The sequence below is a fragment of the Halostagnicola larsenii XH-48 genome, from assembly GCF_000517625.1.
Lineage (GTDB): Archaea > Halobacteriota > Halobacteria > Halobacteriales > Natrialbaceae > Halostagnicola > Halostagnicola larsenii.
Map to the genome: position 1 here is coordinate 309,377 of NZ_CP007056.1, position 23,006 is coordinate 332,382.

19 protein-coding genes and 1 pseudogene are annotated in these 23,006 nt (G+C 61.5%); 7 read left to right on the forward strand and 13 right to left on the reverse strand.

Annotated features, from left to right (window positions below):
* The 3 genes from HALLA_RS15305 to HALLA_RS15315 all read left to right on the forward strand — a co-directional run bounded on the left by HALLA_RS15305 (position 1) and on the right by HALLA_RS15315 (position 2,887).
* The gene (locus HALLA_RS15305; RefSeq protein ID WP_084569059.1) at positions 1 to 1,233 is read left to right on the forward strand and encodes an FAD-dependent monooxygenase; all 1,233 of its coding nucleotides are present in this window, start codon (positions 1 to 3) and stop codon (positions 1,231 to 1,233) included.
* A 222-nt stretch (positions 1,234 to 1,455) separates the two neighbouring features.
* Positions 1,456 to 2,028: a hypothetical protein gene (locus HALLA_RS15310; RefSeq protein WP_049954367.1), complete on the forward strand. Its 573-nt coding sequence runs from the start codon at positions 1,456 to 1,458 to the stop codon at positions 2,026 to 2,028.
* A 277-nt stretch (positions 2,029 to 2,305) separates the two neighbouring features.
* Positions 2,306 to 2,887, forward strand: coding sequence for a hypothetical protein (locus HALLA_RS15315; RefSeq protein WP_049954368.1), 582 nt, complete (start codon positions 2,306 to 2,308; stop codon positions 2,885 to 2,887).
* A gap of 55 nt (positions 2,888 to 2,942) precedes the next feature.
* Here the strand turns inward: HALLA_RS15315 and HALLA_RS15320 are convergent.
* The 3 genes and pseudogenes from HALLA_RS15320 to HALLA_RS15330 all read right to left on the reverse strand — a co-directional run.
* Positions 2,943 to 3,326, reverse strand: a pseudogene (locus HALLA_RS15320) (DoxX family membrane protein); the annotation flags it as partial.
* A gap of 118 nt (positions 3,327 to 3,444) precedes the next feature.
* Positions 3,445 to 3,768 (reverse strand): hypothetical protein, encoded by a 324-nt coding sequence (locus tag HALLA_RS15325; RefSeq protein ID WP_049954369.1) that lies wholly within the window; start codon positions 3,766 to 3,768, stop codon positions 3,445 to 3,447.
* Between the two features lie 104 nt (positions 3,769 to 3,872).
* A complete protein-coding gene (locus HALLA_RS15330; protein WP_049954370.1) occupies positions 3,873 to 4,994 on the reverse strand; it encodes a tyrosine-type recombinase/integrase in 1,122 nt (373 codons plus the stop codon).
* Positions 4,995 to 5,305: 311 nt separating this feature from the next.
* On the opposite strand from HALLA_RS15330, the gene HALLA_RS15335 reads away from it, so the two are divergent.
* Positions 5,306 to 6,439 (forward strand): ABC transporter substrate-binding protein, encoded by a 1,134-nt coding sequence (locus HALLA_RS15335; RefSeq protein ID WP_049954371.1) that lies wholly within the window; start codon positions 5,306 to 5,308, stop codon positions 6,437 to 6,439.
* Between the two features lie 269 nt (positions 6,440 to 6,708).
* Here the strand turns inward: HALLA_RS15335 and HALLA_RS15340 are convergent, their stop codons facing one another.
* The 7 genes from HALLA_RS15340 to glnA2 form a co-directional block, all read right to left on the reverse strand.
* Entirely contained in the window at positions 6,709 to 8,190 is a 1,482-nt protein-coding gene (locus HALLA_RS15340) for a lysine N(6)-hydroxylase/L-ornithine N(5)-oxygenase family protein (RefSeq protein WP_049954582.1), read from the reverse strand.
* Positions 8,191 to 8,267: 77 nt separating this feature from the next.
* A complete protein-coding gene (locus HALLA_RS15345) occupies positions 8,268 to 8,900 on the reverse strand; it encodes a GNAT family N-acetyltransferase (RefSeq protein WP_049954372.1) in 633 nt (210 codons plus the stop codon).
* Positions 8,897 to 10,684, reverse strand: a complete 1,788-nt coding sequence (locus tag HALLA_RS15350) for an IucA/IucC family protein (protein WP_049954373.1) — start codon at positions 10,682 to 10,684, stop codon at positions 8,897 to 8,899. The genes HALLA_RS15345 and HALLA_RS15350 overlap by 4 nt, the downstream gene beginning before the upstream one ends.
* Positions 10,681 to 12,276, reverse strand: coding sequence for a pyridoxal phosphate-dependent decarboxylase family protein (locus HALLA_RS15355; protein WP_049954374.1), 1,596 nt, complete (start codon positions 12,274 to 12,276; stop codon positions 10,681 to 10,683). Before HALLA_RS15355 ends, HALLA_RS15350 begins: the two co-directional genes overlap by 4 nt.
* Complete coding sequence (locus tag HALLA_RS15360) at positions 12,273 to 13,685, reverse strand: diaminobutyrate--2-oxoglutarate transaminase family protein (RefSeq protein ID WP_084569061.1); 1,413 nt, start codon at positions 13,683 to 13,685, stop codon at positions 12,273 to 12,275. Before HALLA_RS15360 ends, HALLA_RS15355 begins: the two co-directional genes overlap by 4 nt.
* A 98-nt stretch (positions 13,686 to 13,783) precedes the next feature.
* A complete protein-coding gene (locus tag HALLA_RS15365; RefSeq protein WP_049954375.1) occupies positions 13,784 to 15,004 on the reverse strand; it encodes an MFS transporter in 1,221 nt (406 codons plus the stop codon).
* 1 nt (position 15,005) lies between these two features.
* Positions 15,006 to 16,346 carry a gamma-glutamylputrescine synthetase gene (gene glnA2 / locus HALLA_RS15370; RefSeq protein ID WP_049954376.1) on the reverse strand — a complete coding sequence of 447 codons (1,341 nt, stop codon included), beginning with the start codon at positions 16,344 to 16,346 and terminating at the stop codon, positions 15,006 to 15,008.
* A 224-nt stretch (positions 16,347 to 16,570) separates the two neighbouring features.
* On the opposite strand from glnA2, the gene HALLA_RS15375 reads away from it, so the two are divergent.
* The 3 genes from HALLA_RS15375 to HALLA_RS15385 all read left to right on the forward strand — a co-directional run bounded on the left by HALLA_RS15375 (position 16,571) and on the right by HALLA_RS15385 (position 21,057).
* The gene (locus HALLA_RS15375) at positions 16,571 to 18,538 is read left to right on the forward strand and encodes an IucA/IucC family protein (RefSeq protein ID WP_049954377.1); all 1,968 of its coding nucleotides are present in this window, start codon (positions 16,571 to 16,573) and stop codon (positions 18,536 to 18,538) included.
* Between the two features lie 178 nt (positions 18,539 to 18,716).
* Complete coding sequence (locus HALLA_RS15380; RefSeq protein ID WP_049954378.1) at positions 18,717 to 19,871, forward strand: ABC transporter substrate-binding protein; 1,155 nt, start codon at positions 18,717 to 18,719, stop codon at positions 19,869 to 19,871.
* A 1-nt stretch (position 19,872) separates the two neighbouring features.
* Positions 19,873 to 21,057, forward strand: coding sequence for an ABC transporter substrate-binding protein (locus HALLA_RS15385; protein WP_049954379.1), 1,185 nt, complete (start codon positions 19,873 to 19,875; stop codon positions 21,055 to 21,057).
* A 56-nt stretch (positions 21,058 to 21,113) separates the two neighbouring features.
* Here the strand turns inward: HALLA_RS15385 and HALLA_RS15390 are convergent, their stop codons facing one another.
* Genes HALLA_RS15390 through HALLA_RS15400 form a run of 3 tightly spaced genes read right to left on the reverse strand, consistent with a single transcriptional unit; the run spans position 21,114 to position 22,799 of the window.
* Complete coding sequence (locus HALLA_RS15390; protein WP_242406211.1) at positions 21,114 to 21,533, reverse strand: DUF7471 family protein; 420 nt, start codon at positions 21,531 to 21,533, stop codon at positions 21,114 to 21,116.
* Position 21,534: 1 nt separating this feature from the next.
* Positions 21,535 to 22,068 (reverse strand): TlpA family protein disulfide reductase, encoded by a 534-nt coding sequence (locus HALLA_RS15395; protein WP_049954380.1) that lies wholly within the window; start codon positions 22,066 to 22,068, stop codon positions 21,535 to 21,537.
* The gene (locus HALLA_RS15400) at positions 22,065 to 22,799 is read right to left on the reverse strand and encodes an SCO family protein (protein ID WP_049954381.1); all 735 of its coding nucleotides are present in this window, start codon (positions 22,797 to 22,799) and stop codon (positions 22,065 to 22,067) included. Before HALLA_RS15400 ends, HALLA_RS15395 begins: the two co-directional genes overlap by 4 nt.
* Between the last annotated feature and the right edge of the window lie 207 nt (positions 22,800 to 23,006).

Consider the following 23,006-nt stretch of genomic DNA (forward strand, 5'->3'; position numbering starts at 1 on the left):
ATGGCCAACAACGAGAACGACAAACCAGTGCTGATCGCGGGGGCCGGGCCGGTCGGGATGAGCGCCGCGCTGGCACTGCACGCACGGGGAATCGACACCGCAATTCTCGAGGCCGAGTCGGCTGATCGGGACAGAGACGGGAGTCGCGCCATCTACGTCCACGGGAGCACCCTTCGAACGCTCGAGCGCGTCCACCCCGGGCTGGGAACCGATCTGGTCGACGAAGGGCTCGTCTGGCCGACCCGTCGCACGCTCTATCGCGGCAAGGAAGTCTTCAATCGGACGTACGACTCGCCCGGCGGCAGCGGCGACATCCCTCACTTCACCAGCGTTCCGCAGGTCGTCACCGAGGCGTACATGCACGACGCCCTCGAGGAGGTGGGCGTCGACATCCACTGGGATTCGGCGGTCGAAACCGTCGAGTCGTCGGCCGACGGCGTTCGCGTCGAGACGGCCGACGGCAGCGAGTGGCGGACCGAGTACCTCATCGGAGCCGACGGCGGCGGCTCGACCGTCCGCAACGAAATCGGCGCGAACTTCGAGGGTGACCAGTCCGAGAACGCCTTCCTCATCGCCGATATCGAAGAGGAGGGCGGCCACGCCGAAGCCGACCTCGAGCGGTTGTTCCACTACGACGCGCCCGAAACCGACGGCCGGAACGTCCTGCTCGTCCCCTTTACCGGCGGCTGGCGACTCGACATCCAGTGTCTCGAGGGCGACGATCCGGAGGAACTCAAAAGCGACGAGCGGATGAAAGAATTCATCCGCGACGTGATGGGCGAGGAGTACGTGGACAACCTCAAGTGGGTCTCGACGTACTACTTCCTGCAAGTGATGGCCGACACCTTCGTCGACGACCACCGCCGGGTGCTCCTGGCCGGCGAAGCCGCCCACCTGCTGGCCCCGTTCGGCGCCCGCGGCATGAACTCGGGGATCGCCGACGCCGACGAAGCGGCCTCGGCCATCGCCGTCGCCCTCGGCGCGCGCACCGACGCAGTCGCTCGCGATGAAATCGAACTCTACGCGGCACGACGCGAGACAGCCGCCGAGTACAACCTCAACGCCGCAGGACAGGCCCTCGAATACCTGCAGGGAGAAGATCCGGTGACGGTCCTTCGCAAGGAGGCGGCCGCGTCGCTGGCGGATCATTTCGAAGCGGCGGGCGAGTGGCTCGACGACGCTCCCTACGGCCCGCACGGCTCGCCGCCGATCGTCTCGACCGGCAACTACTGATTCCGCTCTGGTAGACGGCTATCCGGCCTGTCCGAGGAATGTAGTTGGACCCCTCGAGGGAACGATCGTCTAGTCCTGGGAGACAGCGACGGTAGCTCACAGTATCGGTTGTGTCGAAGTTGTTGGTTTTCATGGATAACCGGTGTTTGTTTGGATCGTACAAAAAGCGAAGACAGTGATGGGAACTTTTATGCCGATTTGTTCTCGCGTTTTACGCGAACGATGGGAAATCGTCCAAATCGTCGATCCTTTCTCACGCTAACCGGTGTCAGTGCAACGGCTGCTATCGCTGGCTGTTCCGACCTCAACTCCATCTCTCAGGATGGATCAGATGGAGACGACGGGTCGAATGGACCGCTTACGATCCGGGTCCAACCCGACCAGGAGAAACTCCAGTCGCTACAGGAGGACCTGCAGGCCGAAGTCGAAGCGGGTGAGACCGAGCAAGCCGAAGCACAGGAGAAACTCGAGGCGCGGCAGACAGAACTAACTGAAGAGGCGGCGACCGCGTACGAACAAGCGGCATCGAACGACGATTCGATCTCCGTCGAAGACGCCGAAGCGGAGTACGGTCTCCTTCGCGTCAGCGCACCTGCGGATTCGCTGGTCGAAGACCTCCAGAACGGAGAAATTGGGGGAATACTTCCAGCGGCCTATTACGATCAGTACCTCGCCCAACAAGAACGACAGGAACAACAACAAGAGCTCCAAGAGGAGGTTATGGAGCAACAAGAAAGCGAGAACGAAACGAACGAGTCGAGCGAAACCGGAACAGAAAACGAATCGTCCGAGTAAGCGGTCATACGGATACGTGAGGAAGGGGTACTGTGGAGGGAGTTTTTTGGATCCGATCCGACATGGATCGGTCGATCGATTGTGCGAGGGAGATCGATCACAGTGTTGATTTTCCCCTCGAGAGGGATCCACACAAATATCGATACCTGGGATGAGACCTAGAATTTAGGCGAGTCTGTCGTATTCGTCACGCCTGAACGAGTGGCGCTCGAGAAAATATCTGTCGCTAAAATCAGTTCAACTAGTTTTAGGGTCTGGGATTCAAATCCTGTGACAGATGGCCCCCGCAAAGCAGTACGATATCAGTGGAATCGAACTCACGGGCGACCGGTACTCGGTCGAACAGAACCTCATCCGGAAGAAATACAAAGCGTTTGACGACGCTGGAAACACCGTTCTTCGAGGGAAACAGAAAATGTTCAAACTGAAAGAGGAGTTTCCCTTCATCGACGGTCAGGGAAACGATGTTTTCACCGTCAAGGCTGCCGGAATCATCGATGTCGCGGGCGATTACCTCCTCTCGGATGCACAGACGGACGAAGACATCGTTATTCTCGATAACGATTTCTCCATCTTTCAGGACACGTGGACGATACGGGATGCAGACACCGAAGCCGAGCTCGCGACGATCGATTCTCGTGGTGCCGCGGTAACGCTCGCTCGTAACCAACTCCCGTTCGGAAATTGGATTCCACACAAGTACGAGATTACCGACAGCAACGGCGGACACGTCGGCTCTATCGAGGGCCACGTTTCGTTCCGCGATAAGTACGATATCACCATCGACGACGCGAGCTCCGTTCCCAAAGAACCCATCGTCGCCGCCGCGATGGTTATCGATGCGATCCAAAATCAGTAACGCAATCGCAGCAACGACGCACGTTTCGAGAGGGGAGCGGCGAGTCGTTAGTCGCGTTCGCTCGAGCGAAAAACGCGATCGCAGCGCCCAGAAGCGTGAGGTTCTGCAGGAACGAGGTGAGCTCTTCCCCGCGTGACTCTTCGTCGACCGCCCAGAAGTCGTGCATGAGCGGGGTGACGCCGATAAAGAACGCAGCGATGCTCCCCGCCGAAATTCGGGGGAGCTTCCAGAGTCCGATCCCAATACCGCCTCCGAGCAGTAGCCCGCTCGAGGCTGGAACGAGCGTCTCGGCGTTTGGTACGCCTTTCGCATCCGCGTAGGCGATACGTCCGTCGAGATTCGTCAGGTTCCGGATCGCGAGCACCACGAGTCCGCTTGCAAAGAGGGCCCGACCGATCAGTGAGGGGGGTCGTTCATCCGAAGTATCTGTTTCAGACATCACTAGGCCAGAGCAGCTCGACGGAGTTAATTAGCACTTTCTCCAACGGACATGCCGCTATTTCGGTTGGCCGATCACGTCACCCAGAAGAGCCACACCGTGGGGGGCCGAATCGTGCTCAAGCCAGACCGAGTCGTTTCCCAACCCAGTGATCTCGAGCGGCCATGACGAGTTCGTGGCCGTCGTCGAACGCGGTCCGTTCTGCAACGAACTCGTCCCACTCACCGTGGCCAACCGTTTCGAGGGCGTCGGCGCTGTCGGCATCGCTCGGACTGGCTGCGACCAATTCGTCGAACGTATCGAAGTCGGTTCGGGCGTCGACGAACGCGTCGTCGAACAGCTCCGCGAGCGGGATTTCCTCGTCCACGTCGTACACGTCGTCGACTGCTGGCAGATCGTCGTGTTTCTCCGCAGCGTCTTCGAGGTCGATTTCGAGCACCATATGCGTACGTTAGCCTGAGATCATGTAAAGCCACCTCATTCAGTCAGATGAAAAACGCCAACGAGCATCTATCGTAATCTAATAGACTTTCTTATCGACAGATGTCATTCCATAACGTCGTCTATCTGTTCTGCGACGTCTTCGGGCTGAATATCGCTGTAGGCTTCGTGGGTCGTCTCGATTGACTTGTGGCGGAGCGCCGACTGTGCGAGTTCCGAGTTGCCGCTCGCGTAGAGTTCATGGCCGAGTCCGCGCCGACCGCCGTGGGGCTTTAGGTACTCGCCGTCGATCTCGAGGTTCGCCTCGTCACACAGTCGCTGCATCAGATTTCGCGCTCCGTTTTTCGAAATCGACGGCGGCGGAACCTCGAACTCGCGGAGGGCCTCGTCGATCGTCCGATCGGTGAGCAGCGTATCGACGCGATCCGACGAGAACTCGGCTTCGAGCGCGCGCCGTTTCGAGGGATAATGTCCCGTCGGGAATACCGGCCAGTCCGCTGTCGGCGGCTCGAGAACGGTTCGATACCGTTCCAGTGCATCCTTCGCGCGCGAGGGGAGTCCGACGCGTTCGTACTGCCGGGACTTTCCGAGAACCGTTACTCGCCCGTGGTCGTCCTGCAGTTCGACGTCTTCCCACGTGAGCCCGTCGCGACGGTCGTCGTGTGGATCCGCGAACGCTTCGGCCCCTCGAAGTCCGGCGAGGGCGAGCAACGTGACGAGCGCACGATCGCGATAGGCCCGCTCGAGGTCGATGTCGTCCTCGTCGTACGCCCGATCGACGCGCGTGTGGACGAACGAGAGGATCGCCTCTCGCATGTTTTCGTCCCAGAACTGTCGGTCGCGTTTGCCGGTGTCCTCGGGTAAAAACTCGCGTGCGGCGTCCGTCGCCGCGGGGTTCGTCTCGAGCAGTTGATCCCGAACGCAAAACGAGAGGAACGCGCGGGTGTACATGTAGTAGTTGTGCGCGGTCGATGCGGCGATTTCGTCCCGAGCGGTTCGGGTTCGAAGTTCCATTCCCCAGTCACGACAGCACGCGATGTCGATTTCGTCGACGCGTTCGACGCCGTTCGCCTCGAGATAGGTGCGAAACGACTGGTCGCCGGTCTGGAGAACCCACTCGAGGGTGTTTCGAGAGCCGCCCGCAGAGAGACTGGTGAGATACCGCTCGAGAGCGTCCTCGACGGACGTTCCCCCCGAGGAATCGCCGGTTCCGGATGCTGGAGTCATTCGTATGTGGGGGAGGGCGGCAACCCACCTAAATCTACTGCACTAAAGTGTTCTTTAGTCCAGTGGTTAGTATGAGATGAGTATTGCCGAATTTACAGGGTCTCGAGGCCACAAACGGAACGATTGTAGATTCATAAACTATATAGTGCAATAGTAAACCGATAATCTATCGGAACGAGAGCAGCGAAGAGACGACTGCTTACGGCCCGCGTAACGTACAAACTCGCCCAAAGTGGCCGCTCGCAAGCAAACAGCCGTCACACTCCCGTCGGTTTCGAAACACTTTTAAATTTTTAGGGGAGCCTAAACACATGGGCAACGACACCTATCGAACGAGACGACAGCTACTCCGAACAACCGTAGCAGTTGCCGGTGCCGGGATGGTAGCCGGTTGCATAAGCGACGACGGAAACGGCGACGGGGATGGTGACGGTGACGGATCGGGCGGGAGCTACGAAGTGACGATGGAGCCCGCCGGAACTCTCGAGTTCGACTCGGTTCCTGAGACCTGGGCCGCAAACAACGGAAGCTGGGCCGACATGGGTATCGCACTCGGTCAACAGCCCCCGGAAGCCGTCTACCTTACCGGTCGATATCACACGCAGCTGTACGACGAGATCCCCGGAGTGAGCGTCGATAAGAGCGATATGGATTCACTCTGGGAAGCCGAACTCGACACGGAGGATTTCATCGCACTCGGTGAGGACGTCGACATATTCGTCATGGATCCGAACTTCCTTCTCGGACGAAGTGACGCGTGGGAAGAGTCTGACATCGAGAAGATCGAAGCGACGGGAACGCCGTTTTTCGGAAACAGCATCTTCTCTCGAGGCTACGACTGGCACAATTACGAGTACCTGACCCTATACGAGGCATTCGGGAAATTAGCCGAAGTCTTTCAGGAAACGGATCGGTACGATGCGTTCGAGACAGTCCACGAGGAGTTCCAAGCCGAACTCGAGGAGATCGTTCCGGCGGAGGACGAACGGCCGTCGGTCGCGATCATGTGGCCCCAACCGCTCGAGGAACCGACGTCGTTCTCCCCGTATCTCATCGACGAGGGAACGAGTTTCAAACAGTGGCGAGATCTCGGCGTCGAGGACGCCTTCGCGACGACGAACGTCGAGGATTTCCACTCCAGCCGTACGGAGGTCGATTACGAGTTGCTGCACGAGATCGATCCCGACATCCTATTGATTCGAGGAAACGAGGCTAAAACGGCAGAAGAGTTCGACGACACCGTCGTCTCGTTCATGGAAAACCACAGCGTCGCCAGCTCGCTCACCGCGGTCGAAAACGGTGACGTCTACCGCGGTGGACCGCTGTACCAGGGGCCAATCACGAACCTCGTGCTCACGGAGCGCGCAGCGAATCAGGTGTACGATATCGACCGGGAACTGTTCGATCGCGAGCAGGTCAGCGACATCGTGAACGGCGATTTCTGACGAGCGACAGGGCATCCGATTCACGCGCGAAGGGCGTCAGCACCGACCGATTCAGCGGATGACGGTGGCGTGGGCCGCGGTTTTTCAAGGCCCGCAGCTTCGTGTTTTCGTTTCAGAGACGGATTCCGTAGGTGGCTTTCGAACACGGAGTACCTACGATTCCCCGAATTGGCGAATACGGTACCGACGCAAAAAGTCACCATACTCCGTATACAGCGCGTTCGATTCGTTCTCAAAACGAGCCCCTCGGGGTCACAATCCGAGGTGAATCACTCACCCGTGGGTCGATCGCTGTCAGACATCCGCTCGAGTGGTTCCGTCCCTCCGAGCGAACCGCCGGGCGCGTTGCGGACGAACGACGCCGGCGAGAAATCCTGATAGACCGTGTCGGTGGGGATCGAATACGGCGACTCCTCGAGCAGTTGATCCAGGATGACGACGTTGCGATACGTTCCGAGTCCGAGGTCCGGAGTTCCGACGCCGTGGGTGTGCAATCCCGCGTTTTGGACGAACACGGTCCCGTCGAGATCCGTTTTGAGGGTGTACTCGCGAGTGATCTCGAGTCGTCCCCGATCGTCGCGGTGGATGCGTTGGTCGATTCCATCCAAAAAGGGTGGCGTCGGCCGGTGATAGCCCGTTCCGAGAATAACGACCGACGGCTCGAAACTGAATGTCGTCTCCGATTGCCACTGCCTGCAGTCGAGCCGATACCGCCCCGCCTCGGTGCGATCGATATCTCTCACCTCGGTCATCGCGATCAGTCCGACATCCGGTCGATCGCCCCCGACCGACCGCCGGTAGAGTTCCTCGTAGATCTCGTCGCTAGTGTCGGGATCGATCCCCTTGTACAGGAGTTCCTGCTCGGGAATGAGGTCGTCTCGTACCGGTTGGGGGAGCTCGGTAACGTACTCGACGTACTCCGGTGCAAAGTGCTGGAGCCCCAGCTTCGAGTACTCCATCGGGAAGAACCCGTCCGAACGCGTCACCCAATCGAGTCGGTACTCGTGGTTCGGTTGTCGCGCTAAGAGATCCTGAAAGACCTCGGCTGCGCTCTGGCCGGACCCGATCACGGCGATGGAGTCTACGTCCAGCGCGTTCGATCTGTTGTACCGATATCGAGCAGTGTGAAACACCGAGTCGTCCGGGAATCCCCGGAACTCCGCCGGAACGAAGGGCTTGGAACCCACTCCGACGACGAGATCGCGCGTCAGGTACGTGAATTGCTCGCGCTCGGTACCCCGTGCGGCGTCTACCGGTTCGTCGACACTGGTGGGTTCGGTTCGGTTGCCGCCAGCGACGTCCCGATCGGTTCCAGACACCACCTCGTCTTCGGCGGCGACGTCGTCCGGTCGAATCGCCGTCACCTGAAAGTTTGCTGTAGGGTGGTCGACGGGACGGACATCGATGACGCGACGCGAGAATCGCGGTGACTCGAGCCGTTCGGCTACCCAGCGACAGTACGCGTCGTACTCGCGACGCGGCGTTTGAAACGTCTCGTAGAAGTAAAACTCGTAGAGCCGATCCGTCTCCTCGAGGTAGTTCAAGTAACTGTAGGGACTCGTGGGATCGGCCAGCGTCACCACGTCCGCCAGAAACGGGACCTCCAACGTGGCGTCCTCGATGAGCATCCCCTCGTGCCAGGAGAACGACGGCTTCTGCTCGAGGAAGATCGCGTCGAGATCGATCTCGTCGTGTCCCTCGATGAGGGCAGCTAACCCGAGATCGAACGGGCCGAGTCCGATTCCAACGATATCGTGAACGTCCTCGGCCCCGCCACTCTCCGTCCGTTCGGCCTCGGACGATCCGCCGGTGTGGTCACGATCGCTCGTCACAATCGGCCCACCTCACCGGTACCGCCGTTGACGGTGGGTCCGCCGGATCGCTCGAACGCCTCCCGGTCACACACCAGCAGCGCCGCGTCCTTGTCCTCGTGGGGGAAATAAAACGTGTCGCGCCGCTCGAACCCGACCGATTCGAAGGTTGCGATGGCGGCTTCGTTTCCCGCGTCGGGTTCCGCGACGACGCGCTCGGTTCCGACGTGGCGAAAGGAGAGGTCGACTATTCCTCGCAGGAGGTGCGTCGCGTACCCCTGTTGGAGGTACTCCTCGGGTCCGATCAGCAGGTGAACGCCCTGATCGCCGTCCCGAACGTCGTAGTGCTCGGCGAGCGGATCGTCCGCGGGCCAGTACCGCTCCCAGTAACTCATCGGAACGCCGTCGAGGCGGCCGACGTACGGCGTCAAGTGGTCGTCCGATAGCTTCTGCGCTATCGCCCGACGAAGCTCCGGGAGCGGTCCCGCCAGGTCCCAGTACGGGCGGACGTGGTCGGTACGAAACCACGCGTGAAGCCGCTCGAGGTCGCGGTTCAGTTCCACGGGGCGAAACGAGACGGTACGGTCGATTTCTTCGACCGAACGCCTGTACGCGCAGTCTTCGGTAATGAGATGAAACGGATCGGTCATGTTCTGGTCACGATGGGGTTTTCGATATCGACGTAGACGGACTGGTTTTCGAGCGATTCCTCGAGTTCGTCGAGTCCCCGAAAGCGCGTCAACAGGTTCCCCTTGCAGGGGATCTGTGACTCCGTCAGCGAAACGGAGACGAGCTCGGACGACGGCGGTTCAGACACACGAAGCGACTCGAGCGCCGACCGAAGATCATCCAACAGCGCCCGTTCGGGAGCGAGCCCGGCGACGCCGAGCGCGTTGACGACTCCGAAGGCGTTGTTACAGATGATGTAGTACCGCAGCCGCTCGTCGGCAACCGAGTCCGGACAGATCGTTCCCGCCCGGTCGCCGACTCCAGGAAGCCACGCATCGACCCGTTCGTAGCGAGATTCGGGGAAATAGTAGCCTTGATTATCACGATAGTAGCCTTCAGCGGGCCAACCCGCTTCGTTGAGACGGAGCAGCGTGTTCTGCTGGTGTGCCTCCATGCCGACGCCGAGCTCGAAATAGGTCCACAGGATCGGCCGAACGGTGACGGCGAGGTACTCGCGGAACCACTCGCGGGCGACCGCATCCTCGGGTCGGCCAGTTCGCTCCGCGATATCGCGCACGACTCGAGCGAGCCGGGACGGGCCGTCAACGCCGTCCTGACAGAGAGCGACGACCGGCGAGACGTTCGCCGCGTCCGATCCGCGAAACGGGTTTTCTCGGAGGACGGTCTCGAATCCGGATTCCGGCCCCTCGCCGAGTTCGAGCGTCAACGCGGCGGGGTCTTCGACGACGCGGAACCGCGGCCACATCTCGTGAAGCCGGTCACCGAACTCCGTCTCGAGGAGGTCCGAGACGGCCACGCCGCGAGCCAGTTCGGGGCGTTTGTTCGTCCGCTCTGCGTTCGTGATCTCGACCGCGAGCGACCCTTTCACCATAAACGGAGCGTCCGGGCTCCACAGCGTTCGCACCGATGTCGTCGGATAGAAGGTTGGCCCGAACGTCCCCAGGTCGACCAGTTCGTCCGACGACAGCGCTACCTCAACGTGTTCTTGCGAACGGAGGTGATCGGCCTGCCATGGATGGGTCGGAACGAGAACCCGCCCCTCCTCCATGGCAGCGGTCGCCGCCGGCGGTCGATCGTCGGCAAGCGCCTGTTGAACCCACTCGCTCGCCGACCCGTCTCGAGCCGACCACTCCGTGACGATGGACGGATCGGCCGCGAAGTACCTGAGCTGGAACGATCCCGCTAGCTCGGGTGCGTACGTCGGAACGTCGTGAGGCGAAATCCCCTCGCGGCTTTTCGGAGTGGGATGCAGGAGATGCCCGTATAGCAGCGATTGTTCGGCGTCGCGGAACGTCGTTCCCGGTTCACAGAGCTGCGTTAGGTCGGAACGTTCGCCGACGAATCGTTCGATTGCCGCCCGCGAGACGAGGACACGACGAAGGAGATCCGCCCCCGTCGAGGCGTTCTCGCCGTCGGCCGCAAGCGCCAGTTCACGGCAGACGAGCGCGGCGAGCGAACCGGCGTCCAGCGCGGCGAGTGCGTCGTCGCGGCCGCGGGTGTACACCGGGAGGTCGAACAGGTGTCTGCCCGTCGCCGACTCGTAGCGCAGCGGCGCGAACACCGTCATCCCCTGCTCGTCCAGCGAGAGACGGACGACGTCGCCCTCGCCGTCGACTGGCGACTCGTTCGCGGCGATAACGTCGCCGTCGTTCGTCTCTCTGAGATAGCAGTTGAGAAACGCGTGTACGGTCGCCGACTCCGCGTGCTCAGCGGGCGTCGAACAGCCGGCTCCAACCGTGGTCATCGCTCCACCCCGTCGGTCGAACCGCCAGCGTTTCCGCGCTCGGTTTCGACCGGCGCGGTTCCGAGCTCCGCCGCCTCGACGGTCGCGGCATGGCGTTGTCCCCGCTCGAGCAACGTCCGAATGTCGTCGACTGTCGTCCGAGGGTTCAAGAGCGTGAGTTTGAGCGTGACGCGGTCCTCGACCGTAGTGCGGGCGACGATTCCCTCACCTGCGTCGAACAAGAACTCACGAATCTCGCGGTTCAAGCGGTCGGACCACTCGCCATCGGCGAGTTCTGGATGGTCGTTAGACGGTTGGTACCGAAAGGTGACGACGTTCAGCGTCGGATCGCACACCAGTTCGTAGGCGTCGTCGGCGCGTACCAGCTCGGCGGTCCGGGTCGCGACCGACAGTGATCGATCGACCAGCGCCTCGAGCCCCTTGCGACCCACCGTCCGGAAGGCGATGTACGGTTTGAGCGCATCGAAGCGACGGGTCGTCAGCGTCGACTTCTCCACGCGATGCGGGGCGTCGTCGCCGTCGGGGTTGAGGTACGCCGCGTGACGAGCCATGAGGTCGAAGTCGTCACCCTCGCGCAGGAGAAACGCGCCGCAGGAGATGGGTTGGTAGAACAGCTTGTGAAAGTCGACCGAGAGCGAGTCCGCTCGTTCGATTCCGGCGATCGCCGATCGGTGTTCGTCACTGACGGCGAGCGCGCCGCCGTAAGCCGCGTCCACGTGGTACCAGAGGTCGTGCTCGGCCGCGATATCGGCGAGCTCCTCGAGCGGATCGATGCTCCCAAAGTCGGTCGTGCCCGCGGTGGCGAAGAGCGCGAACGGCCGCTCTCCGTTCCGTTTCATCCGTTCGAGTTGGGTTCGAAGCGCCTCCGGGTCCATTCGATACGTTCGATCCGTCGGCACCGAGACGACGGCGTCCTCTCCCAACCCGAGGTGGGCGGCTCCCTGGGCGGCCGTGAAGTGCGCGTGCTCCGAGCAGAGCACCCGCATGTCCGTCGCAGCCGGGGGGAGCCCGTTCGCTCGCGCCGACCGGTCGAACCGATCGGCGACGTAGCGATTGCGAGCGAGCAACAGCCCCTGGAAATTCGACTGCGTGCCGCCGCTGGTCATCACGCCGTCGGCGGCGTCGCCGAGCGAGAACAGGTCCGCGAGGTCGTCGATCACCCGTTCTTCGATCACGGTCGCTGCCGGCGCCTGATCGAAGGAGTCCATGGATTGGTTGACCGCCGTCAGCAACATCTCCGCGGCGAGTCCCGGCACCATCGGCGGACACTGGAGGTGGGCGACGCACGCTTCGTCCGACGGCACGACGGAGTTCGCGAGGACGTCGGTCGCGACCTCGTCGAGAACGACGGAAAGTGGCGCGCCGGTTTCGGGGATCGTCTCCCCGTCGAGGTGATCTCGAAGCGCTCGATACCCTCGTCCCGTGTACGGGTCGTCGGCCTCTCCAACTGTGGTTACGACTGCCTCTGCCGCTTGCTCTACCGCGCCGAGGTACGCTCGGTTTCCGTCATCGCTGCCCAAGAAGAGTCGGTCCGCGAGAGCGCGTCCGTTCGACGGTCGATCGTCGCTCGCGGGAGAATATTGCTCGGTCATCTTCCCCCCGCTGGCGTCACCGTCGCCTCGACAGCCTCGACGAATCGAGCGGCGATCTCATCGATCTGTTGGGGGGAGACGATAAGCGGCGGCAGGAAGCGGGCGACGGCGGAGTCGCGTCCGCCCGTCTCGATGATCAACCCCCGGTCGAAACAGGCCGCGGAGACGTCCGACGCGAGTTCGCCGTCGGGCGGGGGAACCTCTCCGTCGCCGACCGCCGTCGGATCGACGAACTCCACGCCGAGCATTAACCCGCGCCCACGGACGTCTCCGATCTCCTCGAAGCGGTCGGCAAGTCGGTCCAACCGCTTTCGAAGCCGCATCCCCATTTCGGCCGCGTGATCGTCGAGATTATCGTCCAAAACGCGTCGCATCGTGACGCGTCCGGCCGCCATCGCGAGCTGATGGCCTCGAAAGGTTCCCGCGTGCGCGCCGGGTTCCCACTCGTCGAGCGATTCGTCGTAGATGACGACGGCGATCGGAAGCCCGCCGCCGATCGCCTTCGAGCAGGTGATCACGTCCGGAACGATCCCCGCGTGTTCGAACGCCCACGTCTCTCCGGTCCGCCCCATTCCGGTCTGGATCTCGTCGACGATGAGCGGAACGTCCGCCTCCCGCGTTATCCGGCGGACCTCACGGACCCACTCGTCCGGTGCGGGATTGACGCCACCCTCACCCTGAACGAGCTCGAGGATCATGCCGGCGGGACTCGCGACGCCACTTTCCGGGTCGGTGAGTACTCGCTCGACGAAGTGACTGATCGATCTGTGATCCTCATCGAAACCGAACGGATGTCGATACTGGTCCGGGTAGGGAAGGTGGTGAACGTTCCCGCCCGTTCCCGCGATCGACTCTTTCGCGCTCACGTCGCCCATGAGACCGAGGGCACCGCTCGTCATTCCATGGTACCCTCCTTGATACCCGAGAACGCTGTCGTTCCCGGTGGCGGTTTTGACGAGTTTAAGCGCCGCTTCGACGGCGTCCGTCCCGGCCGGCGAGCAGAACTGCACTTTCGCGCGCTCCGTGAACGCATCCGGGAGGCTCTCGAACAGCGTGTCCACGAACGCCTCCTTCTCCGGCGTGGTGATGTCGAGGGTGTGAAGTGGTCGATCCTCTTCGAACAACCGCTCCAGTTCCTCGATCACGGCCGGATGGTTGTGACCAAGCGCGAGCGTTCCGGCACCAGCGAGACAGTCGAGGTACTCGTTCCCGTCGGCGTCGACGATCTCGAGTCCGTCGGCACTGGCGATCGCGAACGGCAGCGACCGCGGATAGGTTCGGGCGTTTGACTCTCGGTCCGCCTGACTCGCTCGCAGTCTCGCATTTGACTGCTCCGCTCTCGGCGCTCGAGTAGTTGATCGGCTGATCGTTCTGCCAGTGCCGCCGTCGTTCGATTGATTCGGTGGCATGGGTTTTAGGTTAACCTAAAAGTTGAAAAACGTATTGGTTTAGGTAAGCCAAAAATATACAGTGTGATCTCGACCACCGGTTCGGGGACGACGGTCCGTCAGCTTCCAACGACCGACGGAATACCGCCGTAGGTCGTGTAAAGTCCACCGGTGACGAGGGCACCCGCGATGATCGGAACGCAGGCGCTGAGCGCGTAGAGCGAGCCGAATCCGATCGCCTCCGCCAGCGGAAGCGACACCAGCAACCCGACCGATGCGCCCAGATCGCCGAACGCGTTGTACGTTCCGGTTGCACGCCCCATCCGATCGCTTGCGGTCAAATCCCCCAGCATGGATACCAGCGGCCCTCCGACACCGCCCTGGCCGGCCCCCAGGAGGAGAACCGACGCGACAAGCACCGGCATCGTCGAGCCGAACGCGAGCAGGAAAACACCGACAGACAAACAGCCTAGACAAGACAGGATCACCGGCAATCGGTGAGCGATGAGATCGCTCGCCTTTCCGCCCGCCACCGAAAACACTGACCCGGTGAGGACGCTGAGACCGATCAGGACGCCGGAGGTACCCTGGGCCCCGATCGTGACCGTTCCGGCGTTTATCACATCGAGAAAGGAGACCAGCGTCGCGAACACGACGCCGTTGTAGGTGAACAAAAGCGCGAAGTTGGCCCCGCCAGCGATCAACACCGGCGGGCTGAAATCGAGGTTTCCGAGCCCGACGTTCGTCGATCGATCGGCGCCGTGAGTTTCCGGAATCGCAACCGCGGTTAACAGACACGCCAGTACCGAGAGCGCGGACGCAACCCCGAAGGCGGTGCCAGCGCCGTACACTTCGCCGACGATGCCGCCGATGGCCATCCCGGCCGGGAATCCCATCGACGTCCCGCCTCGGACGATGCTCATCGTCTGCCCGCGCGACTCCGGATCGCAGACGTCGGCGGCGATCGTGTACGCCGCCGCGAGAACGAACGCGCTACCCAGACCCCACAGCACCCGTGCCCCCGTGAACCAGAGAGCGGGGCGTCCGCTCTCGAGGGCGATCAGGTACCCGAGCGTGGCGATCGTCTCGAGTCCGACGCCGACGACGAACGGTTTCCGGGTTCCGATCCTGTCGACGACCACTCCCACGGGCGCGTTCGCGAGGAGCCGCACGATACGATTGGCGCTCAGGATGATCCCGACGACGAACGGAGCGATACCTACGACGGCCCCGAGGTTCGGGAGGATCGGGAAGACGACGCCGCCGCCAAACCCGAGGAAGAACGTGCTAAGGAGAACCGCGATCACTGCGCTCGGTACGCCGAATCCCCGCGTCCACATGTCAGTACACGCTCCGAAGGCGATCGCGTTCCCAGGCGCCGGCGCTGTCGGTGAACTGATCCCAGTGACTCCGCTTGACCTGAAGGTAGGTTTCGAACAGTTCGTCCCCGAGCGCCTCGCGTAGCACTCGATCGGATTCGAATTCCTCGAGCGCCGCGCCGAGCGTCCTCGGCAGCCGTTCGACCGCTCGCTCCTCGAGTTCGCCGTCGGAGAGCGTCGCCGGGTCGACGGCGACGGGTTCCGGCGGGGCGATCTCGCGGTCGATTCCGTCGTATCCCGCCGCGAGTATTCCGAGCAGCGCGAGGTAGGGATTCGCCGTACAATCGGCCGCCCTGAACTCGATCCGGGTCGCCGTCGCCGGGTCGGAGCCGCCGACTGCGGGGACGCGCACGAGCGCCTCGCGGTTTCCGTGACCCCAACAAGCGAATCCGGTTGCGCCGAGTTGGGGGCGAAGCCGGGCGTAGGAGTTGGCTGTCGGCGCCGTCAGCGCCGTCAGCGCGTGTGCATGCGTTAAAACGCCGCCGATAAAGTGACGAGCGGTCGGGCTCAAGCCGCCGGATTCGCCAGTGTAGAACCGGTTGGCGTCGTCCCACAGCGACAGGTGAATGTGACAGCCGTTCGTCGAGTGCTCGAACGGTTTCGGGAGAAATGTCGACCCGTAGCCGTGGTCGCGGGCGATGGCGTTGACGGTTTCACGCAAGAGGACGTGTTCGTCGGCCGAACGGACTCCGGCGGCTCGACCAGTGACGATTTCATGTTTGCCGGCCGCGTACTCCGGGTAGTATTTTTCGACAGGGATGTCTTGGCTCTTCAACGAATCGATCATCGATAGGATCACTCCGTGGGTTTCTCGCGTGCTCTCGGTGGCGTAGGCACCACGCTCGTCGACCCGATGGACGGTCCCTTCGTCGTCAGTCTCGAACAGGTGAAACTCGCTCTCGAACGCGGCTTCAGGCGAGAGGCCCTCCCGCTCCATTTTCCGAACGAACGCTCGCAGCGACGATCTCGGGTCGACGGTCCAGGGCTCTCCGTCCACGGTCTCGATGTCACAGAGCATCGCGCCGGTGCACTCGGCGTAGGGCAGTTCGCGAAACGTCCCGGGATCCGGGCGGAGCCGCACCTCACCGGCCGCGTCGAACCGCCCGTTCTTGTCGCGAATCCCGAGTGCGTTGTACGTCTGGACGAGTTGCGAGAGCGTCACCCCGTCTTCGATCGCGGACTCGACTTTCGACGCGTCGACCGCATGAGTCCGCACGACCCCGCTCTGAGTAACGAACAACAATCGCACGAGCTGGCAGTCTCCGTTCCGACACCGATCGACCGCGGTTGATTCTGTCGTCATTACGCTTCGAACGATGCATTTCTTTAGGCAGACCTAAAAATTAACGGTGTTTAAAATATAATGGCAACACACTCCCCCAAAGAACATCGCCAGACTTGCTGCAGACATCGCCTCGATGGAAACACTTTTTATTTTTTAGGTCAGCCTAAAAATATGCACGGATCGACGTGCCGATCGATGGTACCACCGACAGACCGAGTTCACCTAATCGAGGGCGTTCATCGATGAACGCCGCCGACGCGCTCGAGTCAGCACTCGAGCCCGAAATCTGGAGGGACGTTAATCGCGACCTGTTTCGAAAGGTCCTCGCGGAATTCATGTACGAGGAGATACTCACTCCGGCTCGGATCGGAACCGTTAGCGCCTCGGAAACGGCGACGACCGATGCAACTCCGGGAGCCGACGGGACTGTCGTTCCCGAAGCGAAATCGGAACCGGAATCCAGCGCGGAGCTGCCCTCGTCCGAGAATCAGGAACGCGATACCTGGATCCGCTACAGGCTCCTGTTGACCGACGGGATCGAATACCAGTTCGACGCCCAACGTCGCCCGCTCGATTCGTATCGAATCAAACCGGGGTCGATAGAGCGCCGCGAGCGGGGCGAACAATGGCGCTCGGCGACGAGTCCGGTGACGTTCCTTCGGGAGGCCCGCGAGTACATTGGAATCGATCCGACCACCGCGGCCCATCTCGTTCGGGAGTACAACAACACGCTCGTGGCGGACGCTCACATCCGGGCGAGAAAAGAGGATCGAGACGATGCCACGCTACTGGATCTGTCGTACGCGGAACTCGAGGGAGAGATGGAGGGACATCCCTGGTTCACTTACAACAAGGGCCGCGTGGGATTCGGGTACGAGGCGTATCTCGAACACGCCCCCGAATCCAAGCAGCGGCGGCAACTCCGATGGATCGCCGCGCGCCGAGACCGCGCAACCTTTCAAGCCGTGGACGGACTCGAGCACGACGCGCTCGTAGAAGAAGAACTCGGAAGCACTGCAACCGAGTTCGCGGACGCATTACTCGATCGGGATCTAGATCCCGCCAACTACGTGTTCCTCCCGGTCCACGACTGGCAGTGGTCGGACAGCATCGTCCAACTGTTCGCGGCGGACATCGCGACCGACGCGATCGTGCCGCTCGGGCGGGGCCCTGACGAGTACCTGCCACAGCAGTCGATTCGAACGTTCTCGAACGTTTCGGCGCCCGAAAAACACCACGTCAAGCTACCGACTCGCGTGTTGAACACCAACGTGTACCGCGGCATCCTCGGCGAACAGGCCGAGGCCGCCCCGCGCGTGACGTCGTTCCTCAAATCGGTCCGCGACGGGGATACCTTCCTCCAGGACGAACTGCAACTCCTACTGCCCGGCGAGGTCGCGAGCGTCAACTACGAACACCCGACGTTTTCGCGGATGGAAGAGGCACCCTACCAGTTCCACGAACTGCTCGGATGCGTCTGGCGAGAGAGCGTCGTCTCGCTGGTCGACGACGACGAGCGACCGATCACGCTCGCCGCGCTCCTCCACGAGGACTTCGACGGGACGCCGGTCGTCTCGAAGCTAGCCGACCGCGCGGACATGAGCGTCGGAGCGTGGCTAGACGAACTGCTCGAGGTGTTGCTCGAGCCGCTTCTTCACTTCCTGTACAAGTACGGGACGGTGTTCATGCCCCACGGGACGAACGTCGTGTTGATCCTTCGCGACGGCGTTCCCACCCGCATCGCCATCACGGACTTCGTGGACGAAGTCGCGATCTCGGATCGTGATCTGCCGGAGCTATCGGAACGGCTTCCCGATGCGCTGCGCGACGACGACCGGTACGATCACCACATTCTCCACCAACTGCCGCCGGAGCCGCTGTGTCAACACATCGTCGGGACGCTTTTCGTGGGTGTCTTTCGCTACATCGCGGACCTACTGGCTCGTCATCGAGGCTACGACGAACGACAGTTCTGGACGCAGGTCCGGTCGGCCGTCGATACCTATCAGGCGCGGTTTCCGGACCTCGAGGAGCGATTCGACCTGTTCGATCTCTACAAGCCGCGGTTCACCAAGCACTGTCTGAACCGCAACCGTCTCGTCGACTACGGGTATAAGGACTTTAGCACGCGACCGAAAGTGCGCGGCCACGGGACCGTTTCGAACCCGCTCTACGAGGTGGCCGACGACTCTGCGACGGGAGCTGACTGATCTTCGTCGCAACGATTCTGTCGACCGTCGACGGTCCGTCGACTCGAGGCGCAGAACAACCGTTTATACGAAGTGAGACACAACTCGAGCGAGTGAACCGCCTCGAACACCTGTAGATCCTATTTTGGCAAGCCTAAAAATCGAAGCAGTTATGACCTTTTAGGGGTGCCTAAAATCTATGGCGAGAGAAAATACGAAAGACGTAGCACCGACCCGACGGGACTGCATGCGGTACGGTGGGACAATCGCTGCCGGTGGATTACTCGCTGGCTGTCTCAGCGGTGAAGATGGTCCGGGAACGGACTCGACTGAGAACGGTAACGGCTACACCGTCTCGATGGAACCGGTCGGTGAGGTTTCCTTCGGAGAGGTCCCGGAGCGGTGGGTAGCGTACGATGGCGGCTACGCCGACATGGCGGTCGCACTGGGGCAGGCCGACGGCCTGATGGGCATCGGAAGCGCGGATCGGTACTATACGTACGTGTACGACGAACTTCCGGGAGTCGACGTCGATCAGAGCGTTCTCGAGGAGTATCCAGAAGTGCAGACGAAAGAGGAGTTCTACGAACTCGAGGCTGACGTCCACCTGTACGATCCGGAGATGCTCATCAACTGGTTCGACTGGGACGACAACGACGTCGACGAGATCGCCCAAACCGTTGGCCCGTTCTACGGGAACCTGATCTTCCGTCGATCCGACGACTGGCACGACTACGAGTACTATACGCTCTATGAAGCCTTCGAGAAGGTTGCAAATGCGTTCCAACAGACCGATAGGTTCGAGGCGTTCGAACAGTTCCACGACGAGTTCATCGACTCGATCCAAAGTCGGCTCCCACTAGCGGAAGACCGGCCCGACGTGTTTCTCACCTTCGAGGGCACCGAGGAACCCGAGACGTTCTCCCCGTACCGGCTCAATGACGACGGAACCAGCAAAAAACAGTGGCGCGACCTCGGCGTGACGGACGCGCTCGCAGGTACGGATATCGACAACCTCAGCACGACGAATCGTGGCGAGTTGGACTACGAGAATCTCCTCGAGATCGATCCGGACGTGCTCCTCGTTCGCGGCCACGAACGAAAATCGCCCGCGGAGTTCCGAGACGTCGTCCTCGCCTACATGGAGGACCATCCGGTAGGGAGCGAACTGACGGCCGTCGAGAACGGCCAGGTGTATCGCGGGGGCTATCTGCACCAGGGGCCGATACACAACCTGTTTCTGACCGAACGAGCCGCGAAGCAACTCTACCCCGACGAATTCGGTGCGGTAACCGACGATACGGAACTGTTCGATCGACAACGGGTCGCGGATATCATCAACGGTGAATTCTGACATGCCAGCACAAAAGGAGACGGACGCGACCGAAGAACCGACGCGTCGAGACTACATGCGATACGGTGGGACGATCGTCGGCGGCGGATTACTCGCCGGTTGTCTGGGAGACGGCGATACCTCGCCCGACACAAACACCGCCGAGGGCTACACAGCGACGATAGCACCGGTCGGTGAGGTCACCTTCGACGCACCGCCTAAGTCGATTTTTACCCGACTGACACACCTCGCCGGGATGGCCTTCGCGCTCGGACGGGGAAACGACGTCAACGCGATGCACGCACCGGACTACTACGACGCGCTGTGGAACCAGTTCACGCCGCACCTCGAGGGCGTGTCGCTGGATTGGACCGGCCTGTATTCATCCTGGGAACCGGACAAAGAGCAACTCTACGAACTAAATAGCGATGTCCACCTGGCAGATCCCGCGAGCATGTTCGCGCTCGGGAGCTGGGATATGGACGATATCGAGGAGATCGCTACCAACATCGGCCCGTGGTTCGGGAACACGTTCAGCGATCGAAACGAGGCCCCGCCGGACGAGTGGGCCGATCAGTACCAGTACTACACGCTCTGGGAGCAATTCGAACGGGTCGCACAGGTATTCCGTGCGGAAGAACGGTATCAGGCACTCTCGGAGATCCACACTGACCTGCTCGAGACTATCGAGTCGGGACTGCCACCGGCTGCTGATCGACCGACCGCAGTACTGGTCGGCATGAGCGATATCGAGAGTATCTACGCCTACACGTTGAACACTCCTGGATTCCTGACGGCCCACCTCCGACCGCTCGAGCCGGTCGGCGCGTTCGGTGATGAGGTCTCATCCGGCGATACGGTCGACATGGAGGCGATGCTGGAAGCGGATCCCGACGTCATCTTCTCGATGGGTGGGATGCACCCGGAGACCGATATGGTCGCGATCCGGGAGAACCTCACCGATCACTCGGTCGCTCGAGAGATCTCTGCTGTAGAGAATGATCGCGTGTACGCACAGGGCGCACGATATCAGGGGCCGATTTTGAACCTCTTCCAACTCGAAATGACGGCAAAACAGCTCTATCCCGACCAATTTGGTACGTGGCCGACCTACGAAACGGGACCCTACCCGGAGATTCCCGTGGACGAACGATTGTTCGATCGCGGGCGGGTAGCCGACATCGTGAACGGGAATTTCGAGCGATGAACGAACGGATACGCCCGGACGTCTTGGTGTCGTCTCGAGTGTGACTCCCATGCTGGTCAGTCATCCGATTCCGACGGCGGAGGGTCGGTTCGACGTGGCGATCCCGTACTGTAGGCCGTATAGAGTATCACCACGGCGATAAAGAAATCAAAGCTGTGCTCGACGAGGTGATGTATCGGCATCGGAACGACCCCGGAGAGGGTGCCGAATCCGACGAGCGTCCGGATGACCAACAGCGCGAGCGCGATGGTGATGCCGAGGTACGGAGCGGTCCGCCGTCGCCAGAAGGCGACCAGACTTCCGAGAAACAGGACCGTGGTGCCGAGCGCTGCGAGGATAATAACGCCGAGCAGCAAGACCGAGAAACCAGGGTCGAACCAGTTCGCCCCGAACGACGTCGTTCCCAGCGTCGTCCTTCCAATGGCTGCGGGTCCGATTGCCGATTCCGAAGCGAAACGAAACGGGGCGGCCGCCATCTCAGGCCTCGCTGTGAGTGGATTCGATCCGGTCTACGAGCGTTTCTGTCGATTTTCGACCCGCACCAGACCACGCGACATCGTTGCGTTCGTCGAGGACGATCGCCGTTGGGATTTCGACGACCTCGAACGCGTCGGTAAGCTGAAGGTCGTTGTCCAACCCGACAGTCCAATTCCCCCCGTGTTCGCGCCACCACTCGATGACGTCGTCTCGAGCGATCGATTGACCGATCGGCTCGTTCGTAATCGAAATGAACTGTACATCGTTGCTGACGGTCGAGTGGACCTGTGACAGTGGTTCCATCATCGATTCACAGGTCCCACACCACGTCGCGAAGAACTCGAGGAACGTCGTGGTGCCGCGTTCCGGTGCGGAGACGGTTCCGGCATCGCTACCGGGCGCATCGAGCGTTTCGACGGAAACCGGATCCACACCGGTTTGGGTGCCCAAGATGCGACGGTCGCTAACGAACAGTCCGGCACCGCCGACGAGGCCGAGACTGCCGGCCCCGAGAAGCATGTCGCGCCGCCTCACAAGAATCCTCCGCCGTTCTCGCCGCGGACCGTGGCAAGGTCGTCGAGTATCGTGTTCGCTCCCGGCATCTTTCTGTACGCGCGTTCGACGTAGCCGTCTTCGTTGGCGAGGATGATAAGCGTCACGTGAACGAACATATCTTTCATCTCGCCATCTTGGTCGTCCTCGGATTCGCCCGAATGGGCGGCCCCCTCCGTATCTTCGGTGTAGGCGTCCGTTTTTTCGAAGCCGATTCCGAAGGTGTCGTTGACGACTTCCTGTGCTGTGTCGTGGGATTCGGGACGAAGGAACTGCCAGTTTTCGGCGTCCGGGTCCGCGCCCCGTTCCTCGGAGAACGTCCGCAACCGATCTGCGGTGTCGTAGGCGGGGTCGAACGTGACGGGCAAGAACGCGACCTCGTCCTCGTAGTCGTTCTTCGCGGCGTCGGATTGAATCTGCGCGAGCGTCGACGTGAGGGTCGGACACGGCCCGTGACACCGGGTGAAGACGAACGTCATCAGGACGTGTCGGTCACCGACGAACTCGGTCGTGGTCACGTCCCGGTCGTGAAGCGGCGACGGCACCGTCACTTCCGGAAGTTCCTGTCCGTAAGCCGGATAGGCGATGTCTTCGCTGTCCCCTCGGCGATCAGGCGAGTCGAGGACGGTGTCGGAATTACCGCGATTCAAACAACCGGCCGCGAGGATGGCTCCCGTTGTGCCCAGTGAACCCAGATATGCGCGTCGCTGCATGGCGGATTGTAGGAAGTGAGGACTCAAAGGCCGAGTGGTTCAATTCCCGAATGCCAAAGCCGCAATGAGTCTCCGGGTACGAACCGTTTCGAGACGATCACGAGCGGTCGACGACCCGATTCTGTAACACAACCAACTATGTAGCTCGCAGTCTCACCCTCGAGTATGGGCACACCAGATAGGACGCTTATAATTTGCCGACGAGCG

Coding starts and splice junctions, on each gene's coding strand:
- HALLA_RS15390 (WP_242406211.1), bottom strand. CDS start 21,533: ATGGCGGCCGCCCCGTTTCGTTTCGCTTCGGAATCGGCAATCGGACCC.
- HALLA_RS15375 (WP_049954377.1), top strand. CDS start 16,571: ATGAACGCCGCCGACGCGCTCGAGTCAGCACTCGAGCCCGAAATCTGG.
- glnA2 (WP_049954376.1), bottom strand. CDS start 16,346: ATGACGACAGAATCAACCGCGGTCGATCGGTGTCGGAACGGAGACTGC.
- HALLA_RS15355 (WP_049954374.1), bottom strand. CDS start 12,276: ATGACCGAGCAATATTCTCCCGCGAGCGACGATCGACCGTCGAACGGA.
- HALLA_RS15330 (WP_049954370.1), bottom strand. CDS start 4,994: ATGACTCCAGCATCCGGAACCGGCGATTCCTCGGGGGGAACGTCCGTC.
- HALLA_RS15400 (WP_049954381.1), bottom strand. CDS start 22,799: ATGCAGCGACGCGCATATCTGGGTTCACTGGGCACAACGGGAGCCATC.
- HALLA_RS15385 (WP_049954379.1), top strand. CDS start 19,873: ATGCCAGCACAAAAGGAGACGGACGCGACCGAAGAACCGACGCGTCGA.
- HALLA_RS15310 (WP_049954367.1), top strand. CDS start 1,456: ATGGGAAATCGTCCAAATCGTCGATCCTTTCTCACGCTAACCGGTGTC.
- HALLA_RS15345 (WP_049954372.1), bottom strand. CDS start 8,900: ATGACCGATCCGTTTCATCTCATTACCGAAGACTGCGCGTACAGGCGT.
- HALLA_RS15305 (WP_084569059.1), top strand. CDS start 1: ATGGCCAACAACGAGAACGACAAACCAGTGCTGATCGCGGGGGCCGGG.
- HALLA_RS15350 (WP_049954373.1), bottom strand. CDS start 10,684: ATGACCACGGTTGGAGCCGGCTGTTCGACGCCCGCTGAGCACGCGGAG.
- HALLA_RS15360 (WP_084569061.1), bottom strand. CDS start 13,685: ATGCCACCGAATCAATCGAACGACGGCGGCACTGGCAGAACGATCAGC.
- HALLA_RS15325 (WP_049954369.1), bottom strand. CDS start 3,768: ATGGTGCTCGAAATCGACCTCGAAGACGCTGCGGAGAAACACGACGAT.
- HALLA_RS15335 (WP_049954371.1), top strand. CDS start 5,306: ATGGGCAACGACACCTATCGAACGAGACGACAGCTACTCCGAACAACC.
- HALLA_RS15315 (WP_049954368.1), top strand. CDS start 2,306: ATGGCCCCCGCAAAGCAGTACGATATCAGTGGAATCGAACTCACGGGC.
- HALLA_RS15365 (WP_049954375.1), bottom strand. CDS start 15,004: ATGTGGACGCGGGGATTCGGCGTACCGAGCGCAGTGATCGCGGTTCTC.
- HALLA_RS15380 (WP_049954378.1), top strand. CDS start 18,717: ATGGCGAGAGAAAATACGAAAGACGTAGCACCGACCCGACGGGACTGC.